At 72.2% G+C, this 25975-nt stretch carries 19 protein-coding genes and 1 pseudogene; 4 read left to right on the forward strand and 16 right to left on the reverse strand.

Features of this window, described 5'->3' with window-relative positions; translation table 11 throughout:
* Positions 1-61: 61 nt before the first annotated feature.
* Positions 62-922 carry an Ig-like domain-containing protein gene (locus AB0C46_RS30560; protein ID WP_362831768.1) on the reverse strand — a complete coding sequence of 287 codons (861 nt, stop codon included), beginning with the start codon at positions 920-922 and terminating at the stop codon, positions 62-64.
* Positions 923-1201: 279 nt separating this feature from the next.
* On the opposite strand from AB0C46_RS30560, the gene AB0C46_RS30565 reads away from it, so the two are divergent.
* Positions 1202-1396, forward strand: a complete 195-nt coding sequence (locus AB0C46_RS30565) for a hypothetical protein (protein WP_018088533.1) — start codon at positions 1202-1204, stop codon at positions 1394-1396.
* 94 nt (positions 1397-1490) lie between these two features.
* Here AB0C46_RS30565 and AB0C46_RS30570 read toward each other — a convergent pair whose 3' ends face one another.
* The 6 genes from AB0C46_RS30570 to xylB all read right to left on the reverse strand — a co-directional run bounded on the left by AB0C46_RS30570 (position 1491) and on the right by xylB (position 9720).
* Positions 1491-2705, reverse strand: coding sequence for a phosphodiester glycosidase family protein (locus AB0C46_RS30570; RefSeq protein WP_362831832.1), 1215 nt, complete (start codon positions 2703-2705; stop codon positions 1491-1493).
* Between the two features lie 224 nt (positions 2706-2929).
* Complete coding sequence (locus tag AB0C46_RS30575; RefSeq protein WP_362831770.1) at positions 2930-3568, reverse strand: N-acetylmuramoyl-L-alanine amidase; 639 nt, start codon at positions 3566-3568, stop codon at positions 2930-2932.
* A gap of 245 nt (positions 3569-3813) precedes the next feature.
* Positions 3814-5229 (reverse strand): family 2B encapsulin nanocompartment shell protein, encoded by a 1416-nt coding sequence (locus AB0C46_RS30580; protein WP_362831772.1) that lies wholly within the window; start codon positions 5227-5229, stop codon positions 3814-3816.
* A gap of 146 nt (positions 5230-5375) precedes the next feature.
* Positions 5376-6788, reverse strand: a complete 1413-nt coding sequence (locus AB0C46_RS30585; protein ID WP_362831833.1) for a family 2B encapsulin nanocompartment shell protein — start codon at positions 6786-6788, stop codon at positions 5376-5378.
* Between the two features lie 161 nt (positions 6789-6949).
* On the reverse strand, positions 6950-8224 hold the full coding sequence (locus tag AB0C46_RS30590; RefSeq protein ID WP_362831773.1) for an ROK family protein: 1275 nt from the start codon (positions 8222-8224) through the stop codon (positions 6950-6952).
* A gap of 65 nt (positions 8225-8289) precedes the next feature.
* Positions 8290-9720: a xylulokinase gene (gene xylB / locus AB0C46_RS30595; protein WP_362831774.1), complete on the reverse strand. Its 1431-nt coding sequence runs from the start codon at positions 9718-9720 to the stop codon at positions 8290-8292.
* Positions 9721-9850: 130 nt separating this feature from the next.
* Between xylB and xylA the strand changes: the two genes are divergently transcribed.
* The gene (gene xylA, locus AB0C46_RS30600) at positions 9851-11014 is read left to right on the forward strand and encodes a xylose isomerase (RefSeq protein ID WP_362831775.1); all 1164 of its coding nucleotides are present in this window, start codon (positions 9851-9853) and stop codon (positions 11012-11014) included.
* Between the two features lie 18 nt (positions 11015-11032).
* Here the strand turns inward: xylA and AB0C46_RS30605 are convergent, their stop codons facing one another.
* Positions 11033-11998 carry an acetylxylan esterase gene (locus tag AB0C46_RS30605; RefSeq protein ID WP_362831777.1) on the reverse strand — a complete coding sequence of 322 codons (966 nt, stop codon included), beginning with the start codon at positions 11996-11998 and terminating at the stop codon, positions 11033-11035.
* Positions 11999-12133: 135 nt separating this feature from the next.
* Between AB0C46_RS30605 and AB0C46_RS30610 the strand changes: the two genes are divergently transcribed.
* Positions 12134-12988 (forward strand): hypothetical protein, encoded by an 855-nt coding sequence (locus AB0C46_RS30610; protein WP_362831779.1) that lies wholly within the window; start codon positions 12134-12136, stop codon positions 12986-12988.
* 117 nt (positions 12989-13105) lie between these two features.
* Here AB0C46_RS30610 and AB0C46_RS30615 read toward each other — a convergent pair whose 3' ends face one another.
* The 7 genes from AB0C46_RS30615 to AB0C46_RS30645 all read right to left on the reverse strand — a co-directional run bounded on the left by AB0C46_RS30615 (position 13106) and on the right by AB0C46_RS30645 (position 24621).
* Positions 13106-13945: an amino acid ABC transporter ATP-binding protein gene (locus AB0C46_RS30615; RefSeq protein WP_362831780.1), complete on the reverse strand. Its 840-nt coding sequence runs from the start codon at positions 13943-13945 to the stop codon at positions 13106-13108.
* Positions 13942-14727, reverse strand: a complete 786-nt coding sequence (locus tag AB0C46_RS30620; protein ID WP_362831781.1) for an amino acid ABC transporter permease — start codon at positions 14725-14727, stop codon at positions 13942-13944. Before AB0C46_RS30620 ends, AB0C46_RS30615 begins: the two co-directional genes overlap by 4 nt.
* Before the next feature lie 11 nt (positions 14728-14738).
* Entirely contained in the window at positions 14739-15536 is a 798-nt protein-coding gene (locus AB0C46_RS30625) for a basic amino acid ABC transporter substrate-binding protein (RefSeq protein WP_362831783.1), read from the reverse strand.
* 170 nt (positions 15537-15706) lie between these two features.
* Complete coding sequence (gene mmuM / locus AB0C46_RS30630) at positions 15707-16627, reverse strand: homocysteine S-methyltransferase (protein ID WP_362831785.1); 921 nt, start codon at positions 16625-16627, stop codon at positions 15707-15709.
* A 152-nt stretch (positions 16628-16779) separates the two neighbouring features.
* A complete protein-coding gene (locus AB0C46_RS30635; RefSeq protein WP_362831787.1) occupies positions 16780-19830 on the reverse strand; it encodes a glycoside hydrolase family 2 TIM barrel-domain containing protein in 3051 nt (1016 codons plus the stop codon).
* Positions 19831-20173: 343 nt separating this feature from the next.
* Positions 20174-21490 carry an SWF or SNF family helicase gene (locus tag AB0C46_RS30640; protein WP_362831788.1) on the reverse strand — a complete coding sequence of 439 codons (1317 nt, stop codon included), beginning with the start codon at positions 21488-21490 and terminating at the stop codon, positions 20174-20176.
* The gene (locus AB0C46_RS30645) at positions 21487-24621 is read right to left on the reverse strand and encodes a DEAD/DEAH box helicase (RefSeq protein WP_362831790.1); all 3135 of its coding nucleotides are present in this window, start codon (positions 24619-24621) and stop codon (positions 21487-21489) included. Before AB0C46_RS30645 ends, AB0C46_RS30640 begins: the two co-directional genes overlap by 4 nt.
* 147 nt (positions 24622-24768) lie before the next feature.
* On the opposite strand from AB0C46_RS30645, the gene AB0C46_RS30650 reads away from it, so the two are divergent.
* Complete coding sequence (locus AB0C46_RS30650) at positions 24769-24951, forward strand: hypothetical protein (RefSeq protein ID WP_362831792.1); 183 nt, start codon at positions 24769-24771, stop codon at positions 24949-24951.
* An 856-nt stretch (positions 24952-25807) separates the two neighbouring features.
* Here AB0C46_RS30650 and AB0C46_RS30655 read toward each other — a convergent pair.
* Positions 25808-25955: pseudogene (locus AB0C46_RS30655) on the reverse strand (transposase); the annotation flags it as partial.
* Between the last annotated feature and the right edge of the window lie 20 nt (positions 25956-25975).

Below are 25975 nucleotides of genomic sequence, written 5' to 3' on the forward strand. Positions count from 1 at the left end.
CATTAGGCTCTGAAAGGGGTCAGCTGCTCGACACGAGGGCGCTGTTTCTCTGCCACGGGGATCAGCCGTCATTCCAGTCTCCGATCCCGGTGGTGTGGTCGTCTTTCCCTCGTACGGGGGACGTGATGACCCCGGCGGGGTCACCCACGTGGACCTTGCCACAAACCCGCCCCATGTCCGAGTCGGTGCAACTCCGGCTGATGGTGAAGTTCAGGTCATAGTCGCCGGCGAAGTAGCGGCCGCCGCCGGAATCCACCCCGTCGAGCGCCGCCCGCACCGTGACCTGGGTGCCCGGTTTCCAGCGCTGTGCGGCCCGCCAGGCCACCTGGTCGTTGCCGCTGCGGTCCGTCGTCCAGTCCCAAGAGCCGGTCGTCCGGCCGTCGGTGGTGACACTCAGGCGGCGCTCCACCGCGGCCCGGTCGGTCACCGGGTGGTCGAAGGTGAGCGTGAGCAGCCGGTCGACGGCGACCACGGTGTCCTGTACGCCGGGGTCGAGCACCAGTGTGTTGAGCTTGGCCGCCTGCGCGGTGGTGAGGGACTCCTTGGCCGCACCGACGCCGCCCTCGGGGCTCTTGGTCCTGGCGACGACGGAGTACTTGGTGGCCGGGGCGATCTTGGCGCTGGAGGTCCAGACGGTGCCGTCGCCCTTGAGTCCGCCGGGCAGCCGCCGGCCCCTGGGGTCGGTGACCGTCACCTCGGTCAGGACGCCGCCCTCCGCGGTTACCTTGAGCTTGTCGCCGGCCTGCACGGTCCTGGTGCCGCCGGCCGCCGCCAGCGCCACCTTCACCGGGTCGGCCACGGGCGCCGGTGCCGCGAAGCCCGCGCACGCGCTGAGCGTGCTCGCGCCGACCGCCGTGACGAGGGCGAGCGCGATGCGCGGTGGCCGGGACGGCCTGCGGCGGGGGGAGTGGGACTGGCGCATCTAGGGGCTTTCCGTCTGCTGGGGGAGGGTGACGATGTCGGCGGCTAAGACGGCGGATCGCCACACTTCGTTGCAGGGAGTGACGTGATCCACGCCACAGTGGCCGGGTGTGTCGTCCGGCCCGCGCCCGCGCTGTGCCTCCGGTGCCCCGCCAGGCCCGTGACCCGCAGTGATCACCCGATCGGAGCACCCGGCCGGGAACCGGATATGCTGTGAAATACGCCAAACTGGCCACCCCTTGCCGCCCGTTCGGGCGGCGGTTGAGGAGGTGTGCGTCCCATGGCGATTTCCATCTCGGTCGTACTGCTGCTGGTGGTCCTGACCGTGATCTTCCTGCGCAGCGGCAAGCTCAAGTTCTCGCACGCCCTGGTGTGCGCCCTGCTCGGTTTCTATCTGGCGAGCAGCAGCCTCGCCCCGGACATCCACCAAGGCCTGTCCGGCGCCGCAGATGTGGTGAGCAGCCTGCGTCCGTGACGGTGGCGGCCGGTGGTGTCCTCGCCCGGCCCGGAGGTGCACCGTGGGTGCCGTGCCCACCGGCGGGTCCTGGCCGGCGGCAGCCCCGGGGCGCTCACCCGGCGGAGAACACCCCGAGCGCATTGGGCACCGGCCGCTCCGCGCCACCCGACGGATGGTTGCGGACCGTGGCTCCGTACGCGTCGCCGGTGACCAGGGTCGACGACCCGCCACCGTCCAGATCCATCGCGTCCCGCGCGCCCAACTGGGCCATGACATCGGCGAGTTCGCGCACCGTCAGACCGGTTTGGCCCGGCGCCCCGTCCAGCGCCATCAGATACAGCACCCGGCCGCCGGCCCCGATCCCCGCGGATGTGCGCACCGCCACGGCGGCCGGGTCCAGACCGGCCACCGGCGCGCCGTCCCGCACGATCGGGAAGCCGCCCACCGCGCAGCGCAGCCGGCCGCTTCCCTGGCCGTCCAGGTACGAGCTGACGCTCACCGGCTCACCGATATGCAGCATGCGCAGCTGCCGCGCCCCTTCCTCCCGGCCCACCAGCACCACGCTGCCCACGGCCACCCCGCCGGCGCCCGGTACCTCCCCGACCGCCGTCACCCGGCCGTGCCGGACCGTCACCTCCGTGGTCTCCGCACTGCACGGCGCCGCCCGGTCGGTGTCCGTACCGCAGGTGGCACGCACCCGGGACGCCGGACCCCACTGCGCGGTGTACGCGCCGATCCCGCCGACCGGCAGCGCGTACTGGTTCAGTCCGCGCAGCGGCAGCGCCCCCGCGCCGGTCAGCACCGCACCGTGCAGCGTGAGCCGGTCGAGCCGGGCGCGGCGGTCGTAGCCGACGCCGATGACGTCCTCGGTGGTCGCGCCGGGCGGCATGACCGGCCCGAACCGCTGCCCGTCGGGCACCGCGCCCTTCAGCTGCCGCCCCGAGGCCACGGCCGGGCCGACCGAGGCACCGGTCGCCTGCACACCCGGGTGCTGGGTCTCGGTGATATTGAAGAAGTCGCCGTTGACGGCACCCACCGCCCGGCGCTCCGCGGCCAGTTGGGAGACCGGCGAGCGCGCGCCGACCGCCCCCGGGTACAGCAGATCCACCGAGACCCGCGGATCGGCCAGATCGACGGTCAGCAGATGCCCGTGCACGGTGCCGCGCGGCACCGTCATCCGGAATTCGCCGTACGCCACACCGGGTGCCACCGATACGGCGGCGGAGCGGCGGAGGGTTGCGCCCGCGGCGGCGGCCGGCACCCCGCCCGCCACCCCTCCGCCGGCCAGCACACCCCAGGCCATGAGCACCGTCAGCACCGCGCGCACTCGACCGAATCGCCGCTTCACGATCCCCCCTGACGTCACGTCAACTGTCCCAGGTGCCGGAGACGCTCACTATGGCCCGGAGGTGTCATGAATCGGTACACCCGCAGAACGGCCGTCGTGTCGCTGGGCGCCGTCCTCGGGGTGTCCCCCCGGTCTCCGTGGGCCGCACCGCGCGGTAGCCGCAGACCTTCGGACCTCCCGGCGGCGTGGGACGGCGGGCCGGTTCAGCCGGCGTGCTGCCAGGAGACCGTGTTGACCAGCTGCAGATAGCGGGCCCAGTCCCAGAACTCACCGGGGTCGGTGTGGTCGGTGCCGGGGACCTCGACATGGCCGATGATGTGCTCCCGGTCCTTGGGGATCCGGTACCGGTCACAGATGGCGGCGGTGAGCAGGGCGGACTGCTCGTAGAGCGGGTCGGTGAACCATGCCGGGTCGCCGATCCAGCCCTCGTGCTCGATGCCGATGCTGCGGGTGTTGTAGTCCCAGTTCCCGGCGTGCCAGGCGACGTCCCGCTCGCGTACGCACCGGGCGATGTAGCCGTCGGCGGACCGTACGACATAGTGGGCGGCCGCCTTGTGCGCCGGGTCCTGGAACAGCTTGAGGGTGTCCGGGTAGGTCTCCTGGGTCACATGCACCACGACCGTCTCGATCGGATACTGCGCCGGGCGGTCGGCGGTGGTGAAGTTGGCCTTGTTCGCCGGAACCCATTCGACCGGGGGGTAGGCGCCGCCGGGCGGCGTCCGCCGGGGCGGAGCGGCACCGGCGGTGGCCGTCGTGAGGGGGGTGAGCGCGGCGGACGCGGCGAGCGCGGCCGCACCGGTCAGCAGACGCCGGCGGGCCGGGCGGTGGGGGGCGGGCTCCATGTGAACTCCTGACAAGGACCGAGGGGGGAGTGGTCGCGTACATGTCACGCACATGCGGTGCGTTCATGATGCGCAACAGGGCACGCCCTGCCAAGGGAATGGCCGTTCTGCCAATGGCTTGACCAAAGGCAGAACGGCGCAGGTCAGGAGTGTCGGGATACCTGATCGGACGTCACTCGGGTGCCACGCCGACGGCTCTGACGGCCGCTCGTGGACGTGGCGCCCGGGACCCGTGGACCCGCCGGTCAGTGGCCGATCTCGACGTCCTCCAGAATGCCCAGCGCGTCCGGCACCAGCACCGCCGCCGAATAGTAGGCGCTGACCAGGTAATTGATGACGGCCTGGTCATTGATGCCCATGAAGCGCACCGAGAGGCCGGGGCGGTACTCGTCCGGGATGCCGGTCTGGTGCAGCCCGACCACGCCCTGGTTCTCCTCGCCGACCCGCAGCGCCAGGATCGAGCTGGTCTGGTCCGGGGTGATCGGGATCTTGTTGCAGGGCAGCAGCGGAATGCCCCGCCAGGCGCGGACCGCGGTGCCCTCGCACTCCGCGGTGGTGGGGTAGATGCCCCGGGCGTTCCACTCCCGCCCGATGGCCGCGATCGTCCGGGGATGCGCCAGCAGGAACTGGGTTTTACGGCGCCGGGAAATCAGCTCGTCGAGGTCGTCGGGGGTGGGCGGACCGCTGCGGGTGTGGAGGCGCTGCTTGAGGTCGGCGTTGTGCAGCAGCCCGAACCCGGGATTGTTGATCATCTCGTGCTCCTGGCGCTCCCGCAGCGCCTCCACGGTCAGCCGCAGCTGCTGGTCCAGCTGGTTCATCGGGTCGTTGTAGAGATCGGCGACCCGCGAATGCACCTTCAACACCGTCTGTGCCACGCTGAGTTCGTACTCCCGCGGCGCCAGTTCGTAGTCGGCGAAGGTGCCCGGCAGGGCCGGTTCGCCGACATGGCCCGCGGCCAGCTCGATGGCCGCCTCACCGTGCTTGTTCTGCGCCGGCACCAGCGCCGCACCGACCTCCGCGAGATGGGTGCGCAGCGACTCCGACCGGCCCAGTACCTCCTCCAGGTCGCTGCGGTACAGGGTCAGCGCGGTCACCCGGGTCACCGCCCGGACGGAGTGCTCCCACTCCGCGTCCGCGGTCAGCAGCGCCGCCGCACCGATCGCGTCGCCGTCGGCCAGCACCCCCAGCACGGTCTCGTCGCCGTACTTGCCGGCGCCGATCCGGTCGAGCTTGCCGTGGGCGATCAGCACGATCCGGTCCGTCGGTCCGCCCGCCCGGGCCAGCACATCGCCGGGCGCGAACTCCCGCTGGACGAAGCGGTCCGCCAGCGCCTCCAGCGTCGCGGTGTCGGCGTAGCCGCGCAGCGGCGCCAGCTCGCGCAACTCCGCCGGAATCACCCGGACTTCGGAGCCGGTCGAGACAAACTCCACCCGTCCGTCACCGAGGGTGTGGGTAAGCCGGCGGTTGACGCGGTACGTACCGCCCGAGACCTGCGTCCAGGGCAGGATGCGCAGCAGCCAGCGGGAGGAGATCCCCTGCATCTGCGGCACGGTCTTGGTCGTGGTCGCCAGCTTGCGCGCGGCCGCGGTGTCCAGGCTGGAACGGGTCTGCTCGATCGCGGACGCCTGCGCGCCGGACGTCGGGTCCACCGATGTGGTCATGAGGAAGGCTCACCTGTTCTTGTCTGTGCTGTGCGTAGACCGGTGCGGTGCGGTGCAGTGCGGAGTGGAGTGGAGAAATGGCCGCGCGTCAGGGCGGGGAGAACTGCCGCTCCCTATGGACGCGCCGGTTTTCTGCCGGGTTTCGTTCAGTGGCCGATCTGTACGTCGTCGAGAACACCCAGCGCATCCGGCACCAAAATGGCCGCCGAATAATAGGCGCTGACCAGATATTTGATGACCGCCCGGTCGTCCAGGCCCATATAACGCACCGAGAGACCCGGCTCGTATTCATCGGGAATTCCGGTCTGGTGCAGGCCGACGACGCCCTGCTGCTCCTCGCCGGTGCGCAGCAGCAGAATGGAACTCGTCCGCTCCTTCGTCACCGGAATCTTGTTGCACGGGAAAATCGGCACCCCGCGCCAGGAGGGCAGCGAATGCCCCATGAAATCAACTGTGGCCGGATACAGTCCGCGGGCGCTGCACTCCCGTCCGATGGCGGCGATCGTCAGGGGATGGGCGAGCAGGAAGCCCGGGTCCTTCCAGACCGTCGCGAGCAGATCGTCGAGGTCGTCGGGGGTGGGCGGGCCGGTGCGGGTGTGGAGGCGCTGCTTGAGGTCGGCGTGGTGCAGCAGCCCGAACCCGGGGTTGTTGATCATCTCGTGTTCCTGGCGCTCCCGCAGCGCCTGGACGGTCAGTTTGAGCTGCTCCTCGACCTGGTTCATCGGGTCGCTGTAGAGGTCGCCGACCCGGCTGTGGGTGCGCAGCACCGTCTGCGCGACGCTGAGTTCGTACTCCCGGGGCGCCAGGTCGTAGTCGACGAAGGTACCGGGGAGGGGCGGCTCGCCATGGTGCCCGGAGGCGACGGCGACTGCCGATTCCCCACTCGCGTTCGTCGGCTGCGCGGAGCCCTGAGAGGCCGTCGCCAGATGCTCGCGCAGCACGGGGGAGCGGTCGGCGATCTCCTGTGCGGCCTGCCGGGACAGCGTCATGACGGTCACCCGGGTCACCGCGCGATAGCTGAACCGCCAGGTCGCCCCGGGGTCGGTGAGCGGCTCGTCGCCGAGGTGATCGCCGCCGGCCAGCGCTTCGAGCACCGTCTCCTCGCCGTATTTGCCGGTGCCGATACGGTCCACCCGGCCGTGCACGATCAGCACCAGCCGGTCGCCCGGCCCGCCGGCCTCGGTGATCAGTTCACCGGGCCGGTATTCCTGCTGGGTGAAGCGGTCGCCCAGGGCCGCCAGTACCTCGGTATCGGTGAACTCCCGCAGGGCGGGCAGCTCGCGCAGCTCGTCGGGGATGATCGCCACATCGCTGCCGCTGGTGTCGAAATCGATGCGCCCGTCGCCGAGAGTGTGGCTCAGCCGGCGGTTCACACGATAGGTGCCACCGGACACCTGCACCCAGGGCAGCAGCCGCAGCAGCCACCGGGAAGTGATGCCCTGCATCTGCGGTGCGGTTTTGGTGGTGGTCGCCAAATTCCGTGCCGCGGTGGTACTCAGGCTGGAATTCTGGGCGTCTTCCGCACTGCCGTGCAGCGACTCGTCGGCAATCGTCACAATGCCACCTATCCTCGGAGGGTGCGATGCGGCCCGCCCCGAAACCCCGGTCAAGGCAGTTCCGCGGCAACCCGCCGAACCGAAGGTAGTGGTGCTGTTTTTATCGGCACAATCGCTCGATGGGGTGGCATGGAATTCCCGCTCCATGGAAAGGTTTAGCGGGCTCAATTCCGGGGAGGGTGTGCCGGGGCGCAGGAACGGAGAGGATCGTCCAGGACGGCCCGGAGCGCGGCGTGCGCCGCCCCGAACAGCGGTCCGTCGGCGCCCAGCCGGGACACCGTCACCCATGGCCCGCCGGCCCGCCCGGCATCCGCCGTGACGGCCGTCCGCAGCGCCAACTCCCGCTCCAGGGACGGCAGTACCCAGGGCGCCAGCCCGGCCAGCGCACCCCCGAGGACCACCGCCTGCGGATCGAGCAGATTCACCGCCCCGGCGAGCGCGATGCCCAGCGCCGTCCCCGCCTCGTGCAGGGCGTGGACGACGGCGGCGTCCCCGTCGGCGGCACGGCGCGCCAGCAGACCGATACGGGCACCCGGCCCCGGATGTGCCGCCGCCCGCTCGGGGGTGAGCCCGCCCGCCCGCAGCACGGCCTGTTCCCCCGCGTACTGCTCCAGACAGCCACGGCCGCCGCAGTCGCACGGCGGGCCGTCCGGATACACCGGCACATGTCCCAGCTCCCCGGCGAAACCCCGGGCGCCCCGCAGGAGTTGACCGTCCACGACGACCGCGGCGCCGATTCCGATCTCCGCCGACACATGCACGAAGTCCGGCGGCGGGGCCGGTCGGCCGGGTTCGCCGCCCAGCTGGAGTTCGGCCAGCGCGCCGAGGTTGGCCTCGTTCTCGACGGTGAGCGGGACGGCGTGCGAGCCGCCCTCCGGGGTCGTTGCCCCGGCGAGCCCCGGTGCGAGATCGGCCGCCCGCCAGCCGAGGTTGGGGGCGTGCACCACGGTCGTCGCGTCACGGGCCACCAGACCGGGCACCGCGACCGTCAGCCCGGCCGGCCGCAGTCCCTCGGCAGCGATCTCCGCGGTCACCTCGGCGAGCAGGGCGGACAGGTGCCGCAGCACGGGCCCGGGTGCGCTGTGCCGGTTCGCCGCGTCGGCGGCCACCCGGGCCCGGACCCGGCCGCGCAGATCGACCGCGCAGACCGCCAGGTGGTCGACGCCTATCTCGGCCCCTATCCCGGCCGGGCCACGGTCGCTGACCGCCAGTTCGCTGCCCGGCCTGCCCCGGCCGCCGGTCGCCGCCCGCCCCGTCTCGACCAGCAGCCCGGCCCGCAGCAGCTCGTCGACCAGCGGGGCCACCCCCGCCCGGGTCAGCCCGATCCGGGCCGCGACCGCCGCCCGGGAGAGCGGCCCCTGTGCGGCCACGGTCCGCAGCGCCCGGGCCAGATTGCGCCGCCGGATGCCGTGCTGGGTGTCGCCGCCGGACGCGGTCACGGGGGTCTCCTCCGGGTGAGGGCGGGTGCCGGTGTCCCTGCTGGTCCACGGCTTCGGGGGTGCGGTCACCGTCGCAGCAGCGGCTCGCCGTCGGCGAGCGTCGCCGTCAGCCGCTCCCAGGCGGCCTCGTCCCGCGGCCGCGCCTCGTACTCCGCGCCGCGCGCCGTCCCCCAACGACGGGCCACCGCCGCCGGATCCTCCTCCAGCAGCAGCCCCGCCGCCTGTGCCGCCGCCCCGAGCGCCACCAGCTCCCGCGCCTCGGGCACCACCACGGGGCGGCCCGACAGCCGGCGCACGGTCTCCCGCCAGGCCTGCCCCCGCGCTCCGCCACCGATCAGCAGCAGCGGCGCATCGGGCGCGGCGTCCGCGTCCAGCACCCGGTCCAGGGCCTGCAGCAGAGTGAACACCGCGCCGTCGTAGGCCGCCTGGAGCAACTGACCGGCCGTGGTGTCGTGCCGCAACCCGTGCACCAGACCCGAGGCGCCGGGCAGATTCGGGGTGCGCTCACCGTCGAGGAACGGCAGCATCACCACCTTGCCCCCTTCCTCCACGGCCTCCCGGTCGCGGCCCAGCAGCGCCGCCACCCGGTCCACGGCGAGCGTGCAGTTCAGGGTGCAGGCCAACGGCAGCCAGTCGCCGCGGGCATCGGCGTAGCCCGCCACGGTGCCGGTCGGATCGGCGGGCCGGTGGGTGGAGACCGCATAGACCGTCCCCGAGGTGCCCAGGCTCAGCACCGGCCGACCGGGGCGCAGGCCCAGACCGAGCGCGGCCGCCATGTTGTCCCCCGTCCCGGCGGCCACCAACGCGCCCTTGGGCAGCGGCAGATGGCCGGCGTGGACGGTCCCGGCGGCCTCGCCCGGCAGCGCCACCCGCGGGAGCAGCTCGGGGTCCAGCCCGACGTGTGCCAGGATCTCCGCGTCATAGGACTCGGTGGACGATGCCCACCAGCCGGTCCCGGACGCATCGCCGCGATCGGTGACGGCCTCGCCGGTGAGCCGCTCGGTGAGGTAGTCGTGCGGCAGCCGTACCGCGGCGGTGGCGGCGGCCGCGGCCGGTTCGTTCTCGCGCAGCCAGGCCCACTTGGCCACGGTGAATGCCGGCCCCGGCACGCTCCCGAACCGGTCCGCCCAGGCCGCTGCGCCGCCCCGCTCTTCGATCAGCCGCTCGCTCTGGGGCGCCGGCCGGACGTCGTTCCACAGCATGGCGGGACGCACCGGCGCACCGGCCGCGTCCAGGGTGACCAGCCCGTGCTGCTGGCCGCCTACGGACACCGCGGAGGCCTGCCGCGCCGCATCGCCGCACTGTGCCAGCGCCTCGCCCAGCGCCTGCCACCACTGCCGTGGGTCGCTCTCCTTGCCGGCGCCGCCACTGACCGTGTGCGGCGCCTGGCCCCGGGCGACGACCGCTCCGGTCACCGCGTCCACGACCAGCGTCTTCGTGGACTGCGTGGAGCTGTCCACCCCGACGACCAGCGGTCCGGCTGACTGTGCGCCCATCGTGCACTCTCCCTCGGCGGCCCGTCGTCCATGCTCTCGGTACAGGGGGTTCCCCGGTGTGCTGTCGCATATTAGTTTGGCCGCGGGATAATTTGTAAAGCGCCTTGACGAAATGATCGAGGGAGTCGCGATGAGCCTTCAGCCCGTGCCCGGGGACAAGTTCAGCTTCGGCCTGTGGACCGTCGGCTGGCAGGGCCGTGACCCCTTCGGGGACGCCACCCGCCGCGCCCTGGACCCCGTCGAATCGGTGCACCGGCTCGCCGACCTCGGCGCGTACGGCGTCACCTTCCACGACGACGATCTGATCCCGTTCGGCGCCGGCGACATCGAGCGCGGGGCGGCCGTCAAACGCTTCCGGCAGGCGCTGGACGCCACCGGCCTGATCGTCCCGATGGCCACCACCAACCTCTTCACCCACCCCGTCTTCAAGGACGGCGCCTTCACCGCCAACGACCGCGGCGTCCGCCGCTACGCCCTGCGCAAGACGCTCCGCAACATCGACCTCGCCGCCGAGCTGGGTGCCCGCATCTATGTCGCGTGGGGCGGCCGGGAAGGCGCGGAGTCCGGCGCGGCCAAGGATGTACGGGCCGCCCTGGACCGGATGAAGGAGGCGTTCGACCTCCTCGGCCAGTACGTCCTGGAGCAGGGCTACGACCTGAGGTTCGCCCTCGAACCCAAGCCCAACGAGCCGCGCGGCGACATCCTCCTCCCCACCGTCGGCCACGCCCTCGCCTTCATCGAACGGCTGGAGCACCCCGAGCTCTACGGCGTCAACCCCGAGGTCGGGCACGAGCAGATGGCCGGGCTGAACTTCCCGCACGGCATCGCCCAGGCGCTGTGGGCGGACAAGCTCTTCCACCTCGACCTCAACGGCCAGAGCGGAATCAAGTTCGACCAGGACCTCCGCTTCGGCGCGGGTGATCTGCGCTCCGCCTTCTGGCTGGTCGACCTGCTGGAAACGGCCGGCTACGACGGGCCGCGGCACTTCGACTTCAAACCGCCGCGCACCGAGGACCTGGACGGCGTCTGGACCTCGGCGGCCGGCTGTATGCGCAACTATCTGATCCTCAGGGAGCGCGCGGCGGCCTTCCGGGCCGACCCGGCGGTCCAGGACGCGCTGCGGGCCGCGCGACTGGACCAGCTGGACCGCCCCACCGCCGAGGACGGCCTGGCCGGTCTGCTCGCCGACGGCACTGCCTACGAGACCTTCGATGTCGAGGCGGCGGCGGCCCGCGGGATGGCCTTCGAGCATCTGGACCAGCTGGCGCTGGAGCATCTGCTGGGGGTGGTGTGAGGGCTGCCCCCGGTCCGCTCACCCGAGCAGTCCGCGCAGGAACGCGATCTCGGCGGCCCGCTGCTCACCGCCGCCGCTCTCATGGGCGTTGAACCGCCATACCTTCAATTCCTTCTCGCCCGCGTAGTGATGGAACGCGGCAAAACCGGTGGACGGCGGCACCACTTCGTCGCGCAGTGCCGTGCCGAAGAGCGCCGGGGCAGAGGCGCGGGCGGCGAAGTTCAGGCCGTCGAAGTGGTCCAGGGTGTGCAGCGCGGTGTCGATCCGGCCGCGGGCACCCGCGAAGTAGCGGGTGAGTTCACCGTACGGGCCGACATCCGTGATCTCGACCGCGCGGCGGATATGCGTCAGGAACGGCGCATCGATCAGCGCACCGGCCAGACCGGGGACCAGGCCCGTCATCGCCAGCGCCGCGGCGCCGCCCTGGCTGTGGCCGGCGACCACGATCCGCTTGGCGTCCACCGCGTGATGCCCCCGCGCCGCCTCCACGGCCCGTACGGCGTCGGTGAACAGCCGCCGGTAGTAGTAGCCGTCGGGATCGAGCAGCCCCTGGGTCAGCTTGCCGGGTACGCCCGGATTGTCGGAGCCGACCGGATCCGGGGTGTCCCCGGGCCGGTTGGGGCCGCTCTGGCCCCGGGTGTCCATGACCAGCGTGGCGTACCCCGCGGAGGGCCACAGCAGCCAGTCGTGCGGCAGCAGCCGCCCACCGCCGTACCCGAGGTACTGCACGACGCACGGCAGTTGCCCGGCGGCCGCGCGCGGGAGCAGGAACCAGCCGCGGATGGGGTGCCCGCCGAAGCCGGCGAACGTCACGTCATAGGTGCGGAGCAGGGCGAGCCCCGCATCGACCTCGGTGAAGCGCGCGTCGAGGTCATGGGTACGCGCCTCGACGAGGGTGCGCCGCCAGAACGCCTCAAAACCGGCCGGCTCGGGACGCGGTGGGCAATAGGTGCGCAGCGTGTCCAGGGGAAGGTCGGTGAACACGGAAAACCTCCGAGCCGTAGGCTGGCTTGCTATCTGTCGCCAACGGTGCCCAGTGTCCGGACATTTCAGACGTGAATTGTTCCAGGTTGGTCACCGGGCCCCGTAAAACCGAGCAAAGAAGCGATCCTTTCCGTCATGAGCTTTCCTCCGCCTCCGCCGCCGAACCAGCCGAACCAGCCGCCGCACGCCACCCCGGGCGGCTTCGGCCCGCCGGCCGGTGGCTATGGGCCGAGCGGTCAGGGACAGGGACAAGGCGGGTACGGCCCGGGTGGCTACGGTCCGCCCCCGGGCGGCAACCAGGCCCCCGGTGGTTACGGCCCGTCCGGGGGCGGCTACGGCCCGCCCGGCCCCGGCGGCCCCGGCGGCTGGCAGCAGCCGCCCGGCCCGCCCGGCGGTGGCGGCAACGGCAAGACCATTGCGGCGATCATCGGCGGCGGGGTGCTCGTGCTGGCCGCCGTCATCACCGTCATCGTGGTGAACAACAGCGACGACGGCGGCAACAACCGTGCCCGGCCGTCCGGTTCGAGCACCAGCGCCACCCCGTCCGAGAGCGCGTCCCCGACGCCCTACGACGACCCCACGCCCAGCGCAACGCCCACCGAAACCGACTTCGAGAGCATCATGCCGACGCCCTCCAACGGCAAGGTCCCCTTCTACCTGCTGAAGCCCGGCGACTGCTACGACCGCCCGGTGGACGGCGGCGGCTACAACGAAGACGCCTCCTGCAGCCGCCCGCACGACGCCGAGGTCGTCTCCATCCACCGTCTGGAGCCCGGACTCACCACCGAATCGGGCATCAAGTCCAAGGCCGCGTCGCTGTGCCGCAACGAGCTGGAGCGCAAGGCGGCCCGGCAGCCCCCCGGCACCGCCGAGGGCACCCACATCCAGTTCCCCACGCTCAATGGCTACAAGCTCGGCATCAAGACCGTCAGCTGCAGCCTGGCGGGCAACAGCACCGCCACCAGGAAGCTCACCAAGCCGCTGTCCTGAACCACGGCGGAGGGCGGCGGCTCTCCACGGGGCGAGGGCGGAACACCTTTCCGGCGTTCCGCCCTCGTCCCGTCGGCGCACCTACCGCGGCAGTCCGGCGCACGAGGCGCCAGGCGCTCAGCGATCGACCCGCTTGCCCGCCGCACCGGTGTCCGCGACCTCGCCGACCTCGGCGGCCGCCGGATCCAGCACCCGCGCCAGAAACGTCCTGGTCCGCTCGTGCTGTGGGGCACCCACCACCTGCTCCGGGGTGCCCTGCTCGACGATCACCCCGCCGTCCATGAACACCACCCGGTCGGCGACCTCCCGTGCGAAGCTCATCTCGTGGGTGACGACGAGCATCGTCATCCCTTCCTGCGCCAGCGCCCGCATCACCGCCAGCACATCACCGACCAGCTCCGGGTCCAGTGCCGAGGTCGGCTCGTCGAAGAGCATCAGCTCCGGGTCCATCGACAGCGCACGGGCGATGGCCACCCGCTGCTGCTGTCCGCCCGACAACTGGGCCGGATAGGCGCCCGACTTGTCGCTCAGTCCGACCCGTTCGAGGTTGGCACGGGCGATCCGCTCCGCCTCGGTGCGGTCGCGGCGCAGCACCCGCCGCTGGGCGATCGTGAGATTCTCCAGCGCGGTCAGATGCGGGAAGAGGTTGAAGGACTGGAAGACCATCCCGATCCGGCGGCGGACCCGGTCGATGTCCACGTCCGGGTCGGTGACCTCGGTACCGGCCACCACGACCCGGCCCGCGCTCGGTTCCTCCAGCAGATTCACACAGCGCAACAGGGTCGACTTCCCGGACCCCGAGGGCCCGATGACACACACCACCTCACCGCGCGCCACCGAGAAGTCGATCCCGCGCAGCACCTCCAGCTCCCCGAAGGCCTTGCGCAGGCCCTGTACGTCGATGGCCTTCGCGTCCACCGTCTCCGGTGCCGCCTGGTCGGTCGTCACGCCGCTCACCTGGCCTTCGCCGTACGGGCCTCCAGCCGACGGACCAGCTGGCCGAGGGGGAGGGTGATCACGAGATAGAGCAGCCCGGCGATCAGGATCGGGGTCAGACTCTTGTGCTCATTGAGCGCGTCCCGGCCGAAGTTGGCCAGTTCGAACTGGGTGAGGGACAGACCCAGCAGATACACCAGCGAGGAGTCCTTGGTCAGCAGAATCAGTTCATTGGTCAGCGGCGGCAGCACGATACGGAACGCCTGCGGAATGACGATGGAGGCCATCGCCCGCCCCTGCGACATCCCCAGCGAACGCGCCGCCTCCGTCTGCCCCTTGGGCACGGCCTGAATACCGGCCCGGATGGTCTCCGCCATATAGGCCGCGCCCACCAGCCCGAGCGACAGCATCACGGTGATGTTCATATCGAGCGCGACCTCGAAGGCCAGCGGCACACCGAAGCCGAGCGCGATGAACACCAGCAGACAGGGGATGCCGCGGAAGAACTCGATATAGGTGACCGCGAGCCACCGGTAGGGCGGCACCGACGAGAGCCGCATCAGCGCGAGCACCAGCCCCAGCGCCAGACCGAAACCGAATCCGAGCAGGGTGTAGAGGACGGTGTTCACCAGCGCCGTGGTGATGATCTCGGGGAAGAGCGCCTTCGCGACCTCGACGTCGAAGAACGCCATCCGCAGCTGGTGCCAGTCGGCGATCAGCGCGAAGACCACCACGGCGGCGACCAGGACGCCGTACTGCACGCCGCGGACCGCCCGCGCGCGCTGTCTTTTGGACAGTGACATGACGGCCGGCCTCAGCTCTGCGGGGTGGTGCCGAACCACTTCTTGTAGATCCGGTCGTAACTCCCGTCGGATTTCGCCTTCTTGATCACCGCGTTGATCTTCTTGCGCAGTGCGTCATTGCCGGTGCGTACGCCGATGCCGTAGTGCTCACCGGTGTTGAATTCCGCGGTGACCTTGGTGTCCGGGTTCTGCTTCACATAGTCGAAGAGCACACCGTTGTCATTGATGCCCGCAGCGACCTGCCCGGACTTCACGGCGGTCAGCAGCAGCCCCAGATCCTCGAACTCCACCAGCTCGACGCCCTTGCCGTGCTTCTTGGCAAAGATCCCGCCGGTGGTGGCCTTCTGGTATCCGAGCTTCTTGCCCTTGAGGTCCTCGACCTTCTTGACGGGCTTGCCCTGCTTCGTCAGCAGCGCCTGAGTGGCATTGAAATACGGATCGGAGAAATCCATGACCTTGTCCCGCGCCGACGTGATCGTCATGCCGGCAGCCGCCAGATCGCATTTGCGGATGGTGAAGTCCTGGCCGGTCTCGATGCCTTCAAAGGGGGTGTTGACGATCTCCTGTTTGACGCCGAGATCCTTGGCGACCAGGTCCACCAGATCCACATCGAACCCGACGACCTTGCCGTCCTTCTTCACCTGGAACGGTGCGTACGGAAGGTGGGTGCAGGTCTTCAAGGTCCCGGACGAGACCAGTTCCAGACCGCCGGAACCCTTCTTCCCGTCGGACTTGGTGCTGCTGCACCCCGCCAGAACGACGACGGCCGTGGCAACGGCTATGACAGGCAACGCGGAGCGAGCGGACACAGGCCCTCCAGGGGCAGGATGAACATCAACCAAGCCATGCGTGCTGCGATGTGGCTGCATCCTGCCATCGGCCCGGGGCTCTGTCGCCGCTGCGTCGGTTGCGTCTGTGTAACGCCTTCGGCCCGCGTCCCGGTCCGCGGCGCCGCTGGTCCCGCGCCCGGGGGCACCCGTCAGCGGCCGAGCCCGGCCGCCAGCTCGGCGATGGCGCCCGGGCCCACCCGGCAGCAGCCCCCGATGAGCCGGGCGCCGTCCGCGGCCCAGGCGCCGACCCGGTCCGGGCTGAACGCCGGGCTGCCGCACCAGGCCCGTGCGGCGGCGTCCCAGCTCTCCCCGCTGTTGGGATAGACCACCACCGGCTTGCCGGTGACCCGCGCCGCCAGCCGCACCGCCCGGTCCGCGTCGTCCGGCGCGCAGCAGTTCACCCCCACCGCGATCACCTCGTCGGCCTCCGCCGCCACCGCGAACGCCTCCGCCAGCGGCTGCCCGGCCCGGGTACGGTCCCCCGCGACGCTGTACGACAGATAGGCCGGGACACCCAGCCCGCGCACCGCCCGCAGCAGCGCACGGGCCTCCTCCGCGTCCGGCACCGTCTCCAGCGCCAGCACATCGGGCCGCGCCGCGGCCAGCACCTCCAGACGCGGCCGGTGGAACCGCTCCAGCGCCGCCACCGACAGGCCGTAGCGGCCGCGGTATTCGGAGCCGTCCGCCAGCATCGCGCCGTACGGGCCCGCCGAGGCGGCCACATACAGCGGCCCGGCGACCCCGCCGGCCCGCGCCCGCCCGGCCGCCTCACGGGCCAGCTCCACACTCCGGGCGAGCAGCACAGCGGCCTGCTCCGCACCGGTGCCACGCCGCGCGAACCCCTCGAATGTCGCCTGATAGCTGGCGGTGATCGCGACCTGCGCCCCGGCCTCGTAGTACGCCAGATGCGCCTGCACGACGGCCTCCGGGTCCTCGGCCAGCAGCCGCGCCGACCACAGTGCGTCGCTGAGGTCGTGCCCGGCGGCCTCCAGCTGGTTCGACAGCCCGCCGTCGAGGACGACCGGCCCCGCGGCGAGGGCATCGGCGAGCGGCGGGGAGGTGCTGACCATGGTGCGAAGCCTCTCAGTGCTGCGGGACGCGCGGGTGCCCACGCCTCACCCAAGATCGTAGTCCCGGCCGGTGCGAACGCTCCTGGTCAGCCGTGGGGACCGCACCGTGCGCCGGCCGGGACCGCGGGCCGGCGCACGGTGCGGCGCGGGGATCAGCGCAGCGACGAGAACACGAACGAGAAGCGCGCCGGCGCCACCTCCAGCCGGTGCTGCGGCAACACCCCCGGCCCGCACGACTGGCTGCCGATGCCGTGCTGGGCATGGTCGAGATGGACCCACAGGTCCTCGCCGGGCCGCAGATCCGTGGTGTGGCGGGCCGCGGTCAGCTCCTCGGCCGGCCACCGGCGGGCGGCGAAGAAGAAGTCCGGGTCCCCCTCGATCCGCAGGCCCGAGCCGTCCGTACGGGTCAGCTCCGCCCAGCGCACACCGGGCCGCGCACCGTTCTCCTGCGGCCGGACGTACGGCGTCTGGAGCGCGTCCACCGGCATCGACCAGTGGCCGACCCGGGCGGCGGCCCGGGTGTCCGGATAGCCCTCGCCGGGCCCGCCGCCGAACCACTGGGCAAGGCCCAGGCTCCCGCACACCCGCATCCGCACCCCCAGCCGCGGCAGCGGAACCGGCCAGTCGCCCTCCGGTTCGACGCTCAACTCCAGCCGCAGCAGGTCGTGTTGTGCCGTCCAGCGGTAGACCGTGCGCAGCGCCGGCGGCGCCCCGTCCGGGGCGACCCGGGTGCGTACCACCAAGGAGTGCGGGCCGGTCTCGACGGCGTCGACGCGGTGCCGCATCCGGTGGAGGCCGAGCCGTCGCCACTCGGTGGCCGGCCGTGGCTCCGGCTGCCAGGGCGCGGCCTCGTCGTTGTCGGTCGGCGCCCGCCACACGTCCAGCCGGGGCCCGCCGAGGCGTACGCCGTCCAGATAGCCGAGCGTTCCCGTGGCGGCGTCGAAGGTCCCCGGACCGAGGACGATCACATTGCCCTCGCCGCGGCGCGGGGTGGCGGTGGCGGCCGGGGGAGTGGTGGCGGGGCGCGGCGCGGCCGGCAGCTGACCCCAGGCGACCTCGTGCCCGGCGGGCGCCCATGCGGTGTCCCTGGTCAGTACCGCCTGGACCGTCCAGATCGCCTCCCCGTCGTCGCCCGGTGCGAAAGGCGGCGTCGACACCTCCACCACGGCCGACCCACCCGGCGCCAGCGGCGGCACCTCCAGCCAGCCGGAGCCGCGCAGCGCGCCGCCCACCTCGTAGACATAACGGAATTCGAGGTGGTCGAGGCCGGCGAAGTCGTACAGATTGGTGATCCGCGCGGCGCGCGCCGCGCCGTCATCGTCGGTCACCGCCTCGATCCGCACCGGTTCGATGACCTTCTTGAACTCCAGCAGGCCGGGGGAGGGCACCCGGTCGGGAAATACCAGCCCGTCGCAGACGAAGTTCCCGTCGTGCAGCTCCTCGCCGAAGTCGCCGCCATAGGCGTGGAACTCCTCCCCGGCGGGTGTCTGCTGCCGCAGCCCGTGGTCGATCCACTCCCACACGAAACCGCCCTGGCAGCGCTCATGGCGCTCGAACAACCGCTGGTACTCGCTCAGTCCGCCGGGACCGTTGCCCATGGCATGCGCGTACTCACACAGAAGGAAGGGGAGCGCACGTCGCCGGGCGTCCAGCGCCGGGTCGGACAGCGGCGCCTCCGCGCGCCGACCGATGCGCTCCACCTCGGCGTGGTCGGCGTACATCCGGGAGTAGACATCGGTGTCGGCGCAGCTGCGGTCGCCCTCGTAGTGCAGCGGGCGGGACGGATCACGCTCGCGCATCCAGGCGGCCATCGCGGACAGCCCGCGCCCCGTGCCGCACTCGTTGCCCAGCGACCACAGCACGATGCTGGGGTGGTTCTTGTCCCGCTCGACCATCCGCCGGGCCCGGTCGAGCAGCGCCGGCTCCCAGCGTGCGTCGTCGACCGGATTGTCCCGCCAGCCCTGCTGGGCGAACCCGTGCGTCTCCAGATCGCACTCGTCGACCACCCACAGGCCCAGCTCATCGCACAGATCGAGGAAGGCGGGGTGCGGCGGATAGTGGCTGGTGCGCACCGCGTTGATGTTGTGCCGCTTCATCAGCAGCAGATCGCGGCGCATCGTCTCGGGGCCGAGGGTACGTCCGGAGCGCGGATGGAACTCATGGCGGTTGACGCCGCGCAGCAGGATCCGCCGGCCGTTGACCTTCAGCAGCCCGTCCTCGACGCGGACCGTACGGAAGCCGATCCGCAGCGGGATCCGCTCGCCGGGGGTGACCAGTTCCCCGTCGTAGAGGTGCGGTTCCTCGGCCGTCCAGGGACGGACCGGCACCGTGGCACTCTCCCCGGTCGCCAGATCGAGGCCGAGTGCAGGGACGGTCACCCGGCCGGCCGGTGTGCACTCCACCCGCAGGGTGCCGTGGCCTGTGACGTGGTCGAATCCGGCGTGGACGAAGTGGTCGGCGACGGAGCCCTCGGGACGGCGGTGGAGCGAGACGTTCCGGAAGATGCCGGGCAGCCACCACTGGTCCTGGTCCTCCAGGTAACTGCCCGACGACCACTGGTGGACCCGCACCGCCAGCACATTGCGGCGCGGCCGCAGCAGCGGCCCGACCTCGAACTCATGCGGCAGCCGGCTGCCCTTGAAGTGGCCCAGCTCCACCCCGTTGAGCCAGACCCGGGCACAGGACTCCACCCCGCCGAAGTGCAGCACCGCGGGCCCATCCCCCCACCCCTCGGGAAGATCGAAAAGGCGCCGGTGATCGCCCGTCGGGTTCTCGTCCGGCACCCGCGGCGGATCGACCGGGAAGGGGTAGGCGGTGTTGGTGTAGGCGGGCGCCCCGCCGAGCTGCGGCCGGTCACCTCCCCGGTAGGAGCCCTCGGCGGCGAAGCGTCCCATGAGCGGCCAGTGGCCGGGCACCCGCAGCTCCTGCCACTGGGTGTCGTCGAAGTCCGGCCGGGCGAACGCGTCGTCCTCGGCGGTGGCGGATGCCGAGAGCCGGAACCGCCAGGTGCCGTGCAGCGAGATCCGGGCGGCATCGGAGCGCGCGTACCAGGCGCGGGGCGGCAGTGCCCCGCTTCCCGGCGAGCGGTCCTCGTAGTACGGGAGGTGCTGGGGGTGGTGCGGTGCGCTGTCCGTCTCGTCGGGGGTCCGCGGGGGCGGTGCGGACGGCATGGGATGCGGCGCGTGCGGCGAGGTGCCGGTCACTGGTCCTCCTGCTGCGGGCGACGTGCCTGGCGGTGGGGGATCGGTTCAGCGAATCACGAGCGAGGGCACGGCGCAGCCGGATGAGGAGGATGGGGCCACACCGGCGGCCGGCCGGGGAGCCGCCCGCCGGCCCCGGGTGCGTCCCGGGTCCGGCCCCGGGTCAGTGGCTCACCCCGGCGGCGAACGGGATCCCGGCGGCAGCGGCGCCACCGGGGGCAACGGCGGCCTCCTCGGCCGCGTGGCCGGATGCCGCCACAGCCCGGCGTCCCACAGCACCCCTGGCGCGGGAACGGGCGGGAGCCGCCCCGCCCCACCCCCGCCCTCACCCCCACCCCGTTCCTCCTCACCCCTCCGCCGACAACCCCGCCAGCGCACCCGCCGGATCGTCCGTGGCCGGCCCCGCGGGCACCCACCGCCCGCCCTCCCGGCGATACGGCCACCAGCGGCCGTCCCGCCCGTAGCGCAACTGGGCCGCGCCGCCCACCACCGTCCAGCGGTTACGGGTGACCCGCAGCCGCGGCCGGATCTCGTCGTCCTCCCACGCGGCCGCCAGCCGGCCGGTGGCCCGTGCCAGGGCCTCGGGCTCCGGTGTCCACTCCTCCTCCAGGACCGCGAGCCCCGCCGCACCGCCCAGCTCCCAGGCCCGTACGGCCGACGCCAGACTCCGCGCATCACGCCCCGAACCGGCCGCCAGCCGCGCCGATATGGCCGTCCCGGGGCCGGCCGCCGCCAGCCGCACCGCGTCCTGGGCGGGCGTCAGTACGCGCGGCGGCGGACTGTCCGGATGCCAGGTGGACAGCGCATCCGCCAGCATCCGCTGGGCGCGCGCCGCCGCGTCCCCGATCAGGAACTCCAGCGCGGCCACGTCCACCCCGGGCGCGGGCGGGGTGCCGCCACCGAGCACCGGCGGGGCACCCGGTGCGCCGACCGGCGGCGGCACCGCGGGCAGCGGCGGCAGAATGTCGCGCGCCGCATACGCCTCGGCCGCCGGCACCCCCGCGCCGGGCCGCTCCGCCGCCGCGGCCCCGCCCGCCGGCCGCTCCGCCCGCGACGCACTGCGCGCCTGCAACTCGTCCAGCAGCTCCCGCTCACCCCGGCCCCGCATCAGCAGCAGGACGAACGGGTCCTGGTCCAGCAGCCGCGCCAACTGGTAGCACAGCGCGGTCGAATGCGCGCAGTGGTCCCACGCCCCACAGCTGCACTCCGACTCCAGGTCACCGATGCCCGGCAGCAGTTCGATGCCGGCCGCGGCGGCGTCCTCGACGAGGACCGGCGGCATGTCACGGTCCAGCAGCGCCGCGATATGCCCGGCCCGGTCCGCGACCATGTCCAGGAGACGGTCCCAGTCCGCCGCGCTCAACTGCTGCAGCAGGACATCGGACCGGTGCCGCGTATGGTCCCGGTCCTGCACCACCGCGGTGATCCGGCCGGGACGCACCGACACCGCGCCGACCGCACCGGCCCGTGCGTGCTGCCGGCCCAGCTTCACCTGCGCGCCGTCCAGCGCGGTGTCCTCCAGCGCCTTGAGCCACGCCTGCCCCCACCAGCTCCTGGCAAAGGCCCGTCCACGGGCCGCGGGCAATGCCTCGAACGTCCGCTCAGCGGCGGGGGGAGCCCCCTCGTCCAGGTACATCGGTCCCTCATCTCCAGGCGTGTTCATCGCTCGCTCCCCCGCAGTGCGACCAGATCCGCCAGCTCGGCGTCGGTGAGTTCGGTCAGCGCGGCCTCGCCGGACCCCAGCACCGCATCGGCCAACTGCTGCTTACGGGAGAGCATTTCGGCGATCCGGTCCTCGATCGTGCCCTCCGTGATGATCCGGTGGACCTGCACCGGCTGGGTCTGCCCGATGCGGTAGGCGCGGTCGGTGGCCTGTGCCTCGACGGCCGGATTCCACCAGCGGTCGAAGTGCACGACATGCGCCGCCCTGGTGAGGTTCAGACCGGTACCCGCCGCCTTCAACGACAGCAGGAACACCGGCGCCGCCCCGTCCTGGAAACGCCGCACCATCTCCTCACGGCGGGCCACCGGCGTCCCGCCGTGCAAGAACTGTGTGGGCACCCCGCGCGCCGCCAGATGCCCCTCCAACAGCCGCGCCATCTGCACATACTGCGTGAACACCAGCACGCTCGCGCCCTCGGCGAGGAGGGTGTCCAGCAGCTCGTCCAACAGCTCGACCTTGCCCGAACGCCCCGCGATCCGTACCGCTCCCGCCGCGCGGCCGTCCTGGGCCGGGCCGCTCTCCTTCAAGTACTGCGCGGGGTGGTTGCAGATCTGCTTGAGCGAGGTGAGCAGCTTGACCACCAGCCCGCGGCGGGCGAACCCGTCCGTCCCGGCGATCTCGTCGAGCCCCTCGCGCACCACGGCCTCGTACAGCCCGGCCTGCTCCCTGGTCAGCGCCACCGCACGGTCGGTCTCCGTCTTGGGCGGCAGCTCCGGCGCGATCCCCGGATCGGACTTACGGCGGCGCAACAGGAACGGCCGCACCAGCCGGGCCAGCCGCTCGGCCGCCGCGCCCGCCTCCGGGGACGCCGCCGCACCGCCCTCGATGGCCTGCGCATAGCGCGTACGGAACCTGCCCAGTGGCCCCAGCAGTACCGGTGTCGTCCAGTCCAGGATCGCCCACAGCTCCGACAGATTGTTCTCCACCGGGGTACCCGTCAGTGCCACCCGGGCCTTGGCCGGAAGGGTCCGCAGCGCCCCGGCGGTCGCGGAGAAAGGATTCTTGATGTGCTGGGCCTCGTCGGCGACGACCAGCCCCCAGCCCGCCTCCGCCAGCTTCCCGGCGTCGAGCCGCATCGTCCCGTACGTGGTGAGCACGAACTCGCCGTCCGCCAGCTCCGCCAGACTGCGCCGCCCCGCGTGGAAGCGGCGGACCGGTGTGCCCGGCGCGAACTTCTCGATCTCCCGCTGCCAGTTGCCCATCAGAGAGGTGGGACAGACGACGAGGGTGGGGCCGGCCGGCCCGGGACCGGCCTGGCGGTGCAGATGCAGGGAGATGAGCGTGATCGTCTTTCCCAGCCCCATGTCGTCGGCGAGACAGGCACCCAGCCCCAGCGAGGTCATCCGGTGCAGCCAGCCGAGTCCGCGCAACTGGTAGTCGCGCAGCGTCGCGGTGAGCGCCGCCGGCTGCCGGACCGGCGTGGTGTCGCCGCCCTCCGGGTCGGCGAGCCGGTCGCGCAGCCGGGCCAGCCAGCCGGAGGCCGCCACCTCTACCCGGCCGCCGTTACCGTCCTCGGCGCTGCCGGTGAGCGCGGCGCCGAGCGCATCGAGCGGCGTGATCCTTCGTTCCTGCCGGTTCCGGGCGGCCCGTACCGCCGCCGGATCGATCAGCACCCACTGACCGTGCAGCCGCACCAGCGGCCGCCCCGCCTCGGCCAGCCGGTCCAGCTCCGCCCTGTCGACCTCCTGGTCCCCCACGGCGAACCGCCAGCTGAAGGAGAGCAGGGCATCCGCCGACAACAGTGAGGGCAGCCCCGCCCCCTTCCCCCCAGACCCGTCACCGTTACCCTCCCTGTCACCTTCGCCGGCGTCCGGCGGCCCCACCACCGCCCGCGCCGTCAGCGTGCGCGTCAGCTCCTTCGGCCAGTGCACCTGCACCCCCGCGGCGGCCAGCGCACCGGCGGCCGGCCCGAGCAGCTCCGCGATCTCCTCGTCGGCGAGATCCAGCGCATCGGGCACCGCTGCCGACAACAACGGGGTGAGCGGCGCCCAGGCATCCGCCCCCCGGCGCAACGTCAGCAGCGTGTCCATCCGCGCCCGCGGCCCGAACGCCTGCCCCGCCGTCGAAGCCCCCGCCCACACCTCGGCGGCATCCGCGACCAGCGTCGGATCGGTGAGGCTGTGCAACTGCAGAACGGCCTTGAACGCGAAGGGAGAGCGGCCGGGCATCGCGTCGACCTCACCGACCTCACCGACCTCACCGGCCTGACTGGTTTCACCGACCTCACCGACCTGACTGGCCTCACCGGTCTGACTGGCCTCACTGGCCTCACCGGCCGCATCGCCGCCCAGCCGGCTTCCGGACGCACCCGCCTCGGCGCCCTGCTCCCCGTCCTGCCCACCGGGGCCCATCGGCCCGTCCCGGCCACTCAGCTCCGCCGCCTGCGCGCCGTGCACCTCCACCCGCAGCGAGATCCGTACGCCCGCGTCATGCCCCGCGGCGACATCCGCGGCCCAGGCGCGCTGTTCGGGGATGTGCTGCGGGGCGGTCACCGCGAAGGCCGGCGCTCCGGTGGCCAGCGCGGCGCCGGGGGAGCGCGGCAGCCCGTCCGCCACCGCGTCGAGGAAGGCCCGGACGTGCCGTTCGGGATCCGGCAGCTCCAACGGATCGGTGTCCGGGAGCGGGGTGGCGTGTGCGTACGGCGGCATCGCGGCGGCGAGATCGCGCAGCCGCGCGAGGTCCTCCGGGTCGAGCGGCCCGAGCCGCCAGGCGTCGTATCCGGCCGGACTGACCCCGGGCAGCATCCGGCCACGGGCGGCGAGCTGCAGCGCCAGTACGGACGCGGCCCCCCAGAAGGCGGCAGCCGGATGGGCGCCCCGGCCGGCCCGCGCACGGGTGAGCACCGGCACCGCGTCGGCCACCGTCAGCACCAGGGCCGGAACCTCGCACAAGGAGATCCCGCCGTCGTCATCCGGCAGGGCAACGCCCAGCGACGCGTCCCCCACGGGGTCACCATCAGGCCGCCAGAAGGCGATCTGCCCGGCCCGTGGCGGATCCGCCGGCAGGAAAACCGCTGCGCACTGCGCGAGCGCGGAGAGCTGTGCGGGGGTGACCGCGGGGAGGGATGTCACTGGGTCCCGAACTCCTCAAGTTTGACTACTGGCGCTGGAGCGCCCGAGAGTACAGGACGGCGCGCCCCCGGAAGGAACCTGCGGCGCGGAAACGGCGTTCAATGGAGTACACAGAGCGCGGCATGCGCCGCGGAAGGGGCGTGAAGGATGTCCACACAGGCGAAGGTCGCGGTTGGCGGCGTCGCGGTGGGAGTGATCCTGCTGTGGCTGCTGCCGTTCTGGGCGGCCCTCTTGGTCATGGTCGGAGTCCCGGCCGTCGCGTATCTGACACTCGACTCCTCCCAACGACGCCGCCTGCGCCGCGTCAGCGGCAAACAGATCGGCCGCTGAGCGAACGCGCCCCACGAGCCGACGCGGACCCGTCGCGGGCCCGGCCCTATCCGTGGGTGGGGTCGCGGCCTGCCTGCTTGGGCGGTGTCGCGGTGCGGGTTTGCCGTGGGCTGGGGCCGGTGCGCCTACGGGCGGTGGGTGGCGGGTCGGAGGGGACGTCCGGTAACCCGTCCTCGGCGCGGGCGACGCGGGTCCCAGAGGTTCCTCGCCCCGTTGTTCGCTCCGGGTCCTGCGGGCGGCTCACCGGGTATCCCCTCCGACCTCCGTTCGTGGGCGACTGTCCCGCCGTACCGATCACCGTCATGACCCCCGTGCGGCACCTCTTGGCAGGGACCTGGCCGGGCCACCCGATCTTTGGGCGCGGCCACGTCTGGGCGGTGACGGGCGGTGTCACCGGGCGGCAGTCGGCAACGCTGGACGGTTGGAGGGGAGGTGCCGGTGCCCGCCCGCAGGACTGGAGCGAACGCCGGGGTGCTCAATTGCACGTAGCCGCGTCGCCCGCGCCGTGGGGGCACCTCCCGGCCGAAGGCTGGGGGAGGGTACCGGTGCGTCCCCTCCAACCCCCGCGGCAACCACCCAACCCGCAACACCCCAACCCCCACCGACCCGAGCGGAACGCACGAAACCCGCAAAACCCCAACCCCGACGATTTCCGGCCGAGGGAGACGCTCTGTGGCCAGTGACCTGGGATTGAACGTAGCGGACATGTACGTCAGCGCTCCTGGTCGGGCGCTGTACCACTCGATCGAGTGCCGTGGACGGACCGTTGCCGGTGCGCCACGCGCGCCGTCGCCGGCCTGAAAGGTAGATCCCCCGTGCATTCCTTTTCCTGATGCCTAAGTTGCCGTCTTCACGCCAACGCGGCATACAGCGCACCATGCTCGCGTCTGATCGACCAGGGCCTTCACCGGTCCACTCGTGCGGAACATCGCGTCGGTGAGCTCGAAGAGCGCATCCGCACGAGAGTGCAGGTAGTCATAGAACTCGACCCGAAAGCGGGACAACGGGTACCTCGACGGGCAGA

Source organism: Streptomyces sp. NPDC048637, from assembly GCF_040650675.1.
Lineage (GTDB): Bacteria > Actinomycetota > Actinomycetes > Streptomycetales > Streptomycetaceae > Streptomyces.

Coding starts and splice junctions, on each gene's coding strand:
- AB0C46_RS30560 (WP_362831768.1), bottom strand. CDS start 922: ATGCGCCAGTCCCACTCCCCCCGCCGCAGGCCGTCCCGGCCACCGCGC.
- AB0C46_RS30565 (WP_018088533.1), top strand. CDS start 1,202: ATGGCGATTTCCATCTCGGTCGTACTGCTGCTGGTGGTCCTGACCGTG.
- AB0C46_RS30575 (WP_362831770.1), bottom strand. CDS start 3,568: ATGGAGCCCGCCCCCCACCGCCCGGCCCGCCGGCGTCTGCTGACCGGT.
- AB0C46_RS30580 (WP_362831772.1), bottom strand. CDS start 5,229: ATGACCACATCGGTGGACCCGACGTCCGGCGCGCAGGCGTCCGCGATC.
- xylB (WP_362831774.1), bottom strand. CDS start 9,720: ATGGGCGCACAGTCAGCCGGACCGCTGGTCGTCGGGGTGGACAGCTCC.
- xylA (WP_362831775.1), top strand. CDS start 9,851: ATGAGCCTTCAGCCCGTGCCCGGGGACAAGTTCAGCTTCGGCCTGTGG.
- AB0C46_RS30610 (WP_362831779.1), top strand. CDS start 12,134: ATGAGCTTTCCTCCGCCTCCGCCGCCGAACCAGCCGAACCAGCCGCCG.
- AB0C46_RS30620 (WP_362831781.1), bottom strand. CDS start 14,727: ATGTCACTGTCCAAAAGACAGCGCGCGCGGGCGGTCCGCGGCGTGCAG.
- mmuM (WP_362831785.1), bottom strand. CDS start 16,627: ATGGTCAGCACCTCCCCGCCGCTCGCCGATGCCCTCGCCGCGGGGCCG.
- AB0C46_RS30640 (WP_362831788.1), bottom strand. CDS start 21,490: ATGAACACGCCTGGAGATGAGGGACCGATGTACCTGGACGAGGGGGCT.
- AB0C46_RS30650 (WP_362831792.1), top strand. CDS start 24,769: ATGTCCACACAGGCGAAGGTCGCGGTTGGCGGCGTCGCGGTGGGAGTG.